This is a genomic window from Polaromonas sp. P3_C2 (assembly GCF_056402675.1).
Genome location: NZ_JBFUGX010000468.1, coordinates 1 through 3,293, shown reverse-complemented (window position 1 = coordinate 3,293; position 3,293 = coordinate 1). Strand labels below are relative to the sequence as shown.

At 62.3% G+C, this 3,293-nt stretch carries 3 protein-coding genes; 2 read left to right on the top strand and 1 reads right to left on the bottom strand.

Going from position 1 to position 3,293, the window contains the following annotated elements:
• Positions 1-158 precede the first annotated feature (158 nt).
• Both trpC and AC1DWI_RS17280 read left to right on the top strand, forming a co-directional pair.
• Positions 159-965 carry an indole-3-glycerol phosphate synthase TrpC gene (gene trpC / locus AC1DWI_RS17285; RefSeq protein WP_477670734.1) on the top strand — a complete coding sequence of 269 codons (807 nt, stop codon included), beginning with the start codon at positions 159-161 and terminating at the stop codon, positions 963-965.
• 11 nt (positions 966-976) lie between these two features.
• On the top strand, positions 977-1,708 hold the full coding sequence (locus AC1DWI_RS17280; protein ID WP_477670735.1) for a uracil-DNA glycosylase: 732 nt from the start codon (positions 977-979) through the stop codon (positions 1,706-1,708).
• A 78-nt stretch (positions 1,709-1,786) separates the two neighbouring features.
• On the opposite strand, the gene AC1DWI_RS17275 is transcribed toward AC1DWI_RS17280, so the two are convergent.
• Positions 1,787-2,902: a patatin-like phospholipase family protein gene (locus AC1DWI_RS17275; protein ID WP_457282281.1), complete on the bottom strand. Its 1,116-nt coding sequence runs from the start codon at positions 2,900-2,902 to the stop codon at positions 1,787-1,789.
• Between the last annotated feature and the right edge of the window lie 391 nt (positions 2,903-3,293).

The window sequence follows — 3,293 nt, the reverse complement described above, 5'->3', positions numbered from 1 at the left end:
GAGGTACACCTTGTGCGCGAGCCCGGTCAGGCAAGGGCGGTCAAAGCGGGCGAAGGGAAATACTAGTGCCGGGACGCGTCCGGTTGTAGCGGGTTTGCGCTAACACCGCCAAGGCGGACTCCTGCGGGAGGTCTGGCCGCATCTGCCAAAATCGGGGCATGTCCGATATCCTGAACCAAATCATCGCCATCAAACGCCAAGAAATTGCCGATGCCATCCGCCGCAAACCGCTGGACGTGATGCGCGAAGATGCCGAATCGCGTGTCCTGACGCGTGACTTTGTGGGTGCGCTGCGCGCCAAGATCGCAGCGGGTCAGCCCGCGGTGATTGCCGAAATCAAGAAGGCCAGCCCGTCCAAAGGCGTGCTGCGCGCCGACTTCATTCCAGCCGATATCGCGCAAAGCTATGCCGAAGGTGATGGCGAGATCAGCGCCGCCTGCCTTTCGGTGCTGACCGACAAGCAGTTCTTCCAGGGCAGCATTGATTACCTGAAGCAGGCGCGGGCCTCCTGCAGTCTGCCGGTGCTGCGCAAAGACTTCATGGTGGATCCTTACCAGGTGTATGAAGCGCGCGTCATGGGTGCCGATTGCATTCTGTTGATTGCGGCCTGCCTGGACGACGCGCAGATGCAATCGCTTGAAGCGCTGGCGATGTCGCTGGACATGGCGGTGCTGGTCGAGGTACACGACGAAGCCGAACTGGAGCGTGCGCTCAAGCTCAAGACGCCGCTGATCGGCATCAACAACCGCAACCTCAAAACTTTCGAGGTCTCGCTGGACACCACGCTGGGCATGCTGGCCAGGGTGCCGGCGGACCGCCTGCTGATTACCGAGTCGGGCATTGCCACGCCAGCGGACGTGCAGCGCATGCGCCAGGCAGGTGTGAATGCATTCCTGGTCGGCGAGGCATTCATGCGCGCGGAAGAACCCGGCCTTGCGCTGGCTCAATTGTTCGGTAAAAGATAGGCTGTAAAGCCATGAACCAGCTGCTTGACGCCATGAAGGCGCCCTTGCCCAATCGGCTCACCACTGCTGACCCCGCCGCATGGCCGGTGGCGCCCGGCTGGCGGCCGACTACCGATGCATTTTTTGGCAGTCCGACCGGCCAGAGGTTGCTGGGCTTTTTGCGAGGCCGCCTGGCGGAAGGCGCGACGATCTTCCCGCCCCAGCCGCTGCGCGCGCTGGAGCTCACGCCGCCCGAAGACGTGCGCGTGGTCATCCTCGGCCAGGATCCGTACCATGGGTTGGGGCAGGCCGAGGGACTGGCGTTTTCCGTCGCCCCCGGCGTCGCCCTGCCGCCCTCACTGCGCAATATCTTCAAGGAGCTGCAACGCGACCTGGGTACGCCCCCGCCCCAGTTTCCGGTGCCCGGCGGCAGCCTGGTGAAGTGGGCGACCCATGGGGTGCTGTTGCTCAACACCTGCCTCACAGTTGAGGAAGGGCTGCCGGCCAGCCACGCCGGCAAGGGCTGGGAAGTATTGACCGACACACTGATCCGCCAGGTCGCGGAAGGCGACCACCCGGTGGTCTTCATGCTGTGGGGGGCACATGCCCAGAGCAAGCGGGCATTGATTGATGCGAAGCGCCACAAGGTGCTGGTGGCCAACCACCCGTCGCCGCTGTCGGCGATGCGGCCACCCTTGCCTTTTATCGGTTGCGGCCATTTCTCACAGGCGCGCGAATGGCGTGACGCACATCCGAAGGTCTAGGCTGCTATTGTTTTGATAGCTGCTTGCGCTCGTCCCGCCTGGTCGGAAGGCCGAAAAGTCTTAAATTCTGAAGATGGGCTAAAACTCCGCCGGAAGGCTGCCCACGTAGTCGCGCCGGATATTGACTGTGCTTTGCAGGCCCAGCGCCTCAAAATGACGGCGCAGCCAACGCTTGGCTGCGCCCTGGCCCATCTCAAACAGTTTTTCGATCATGGCCGTGTCGGCCGACATCTTGCTGGACGAGGGCAGGCTTTCCAGCGCCTCGCCGCCGTCGATGCGGTGCAGCAGCAGGCTCTTGTATTTCTCGCCCTCCTGCAAGCGGCCATCGGCCAGCAGGCGGTTGATGAAGTCGATGGTGCGCATCTGGGACAGCAGGCTGGCGTTGAAGGTCAGCTCGTTCACCCGGTCCGCGATGTCGTGAGGCGTGTGGGGAATCTCGGGGCGCCGCAAGGGGTTGATCTGCACAACAATGATGTCGCGGCTGCTGCAATCACTGATGAGCGGCAGCAGCGAGGGATTGCTCGAGAACCCGCCATCCCAATAGTGCTGGTCATCGATTTCAACCGCCTGAAACAGCGTGGGCAGGCAGGTGGAAGCCATCACCGCCTGCAAAGTCAGGCGCTTGCCGGCAAAGATCTCTGCCCGACCGGTGGTGACATGGGTCGCCGATACGAAGGCCTTGGTTGTGTGCATGGCCGCAATGGCGTGAAAGTCGATTTCTGCCTCCAGCAGTTTGCGCAAAGGGTTGATGTCCAGCGGATTGGACTGGTAGGGTGACATCCACTGTGTCATTGCGCTATTCATTAAGTTTGCACTCACTTTATTGGCGGCCCAGCCCCCAATGAGCATCTTGCTGATGCTGTCAGCCATGGAGCCGAGGCTGCCCATGGCGGCAACGCCCTGCCAGACCCGGCTGAGGGACGCACGTGCCGCCTCCCGCGGGTTGGTTTTTTCGGGGGAGTTGTCTTTTTGGGCGGTAGCGAATCCGTGTGCCAGCGCCACGGCGTTGACCGCCCCGGCGCTGGCGCCGCTGATGCCGTCAAACTCGATGCGCTCGTCCGCCAGCAGGGCATCCAGCACCCCCCAGGTGAATGCGCCGTGTGATCCGCCACCTTGCAAAGCAAGATTGACCCGGCGCAGGGAAGACGGCTCAGCGGGGGAGGAGGGAAGTGCGGGTACGGTGACAGTGCTCATGAGTAGACGGTCTCACGTTATCCAGGTTGGCCGGTGGCGCGGGAGGGTGCCCGGGACGGCAATATCCATGCGATTCACTCTGGCATTGATGAAAGGCTGACACATCATGCCCGAAGCCTGGCCGCAGCCGCCATGGGAGGGCGGCAGGGTCTGGGGATTAGGGCCGGACCGGGTTATGCCGCGTTTTCGGGGGGCTTTCCGCGGTACCCAGGGGCATCCCGGGGTGAAGGTGTGGTCGGGAGATGCGCTGGCGAGGCATGCGGCAGCTTTTTTAATGCTTTTTGCCATGCCTTGGCATTTCGTCCGACATAAAACCGTGGCATAATCCGAGGTTCGCTTGAAGGATGGGTGCCCGAGTGGCTAAAGGGGGCAGACTGTAAATCTGTTGGCT

What these genes read in the sequence shown, in the direction of transcription:
- trpC (WP_477670734.1), top strand. Translation starts at nt 159, where the DNA reads ATGTCCGATATCCTGAACCAAATCATCGCCATCAAACGCCAAGAAATT.
- AC1DWI_RS17280 (WP_477670735.1), top strand. Translation starts at nt 977, where the DNA reads ATGAACCAGCTGCTTGACGCCATGAAGGCGCCCTTGCCCAATCGGCTC.
- AC1DWI_RS17275 (WP_457282281.1), bottom strand. Translation starts at nt 2,902, where the DNA reads ATGAGCACTGTCACCGTACCCGCACTTCCCTCCTCCCCCGCTGAGCCG.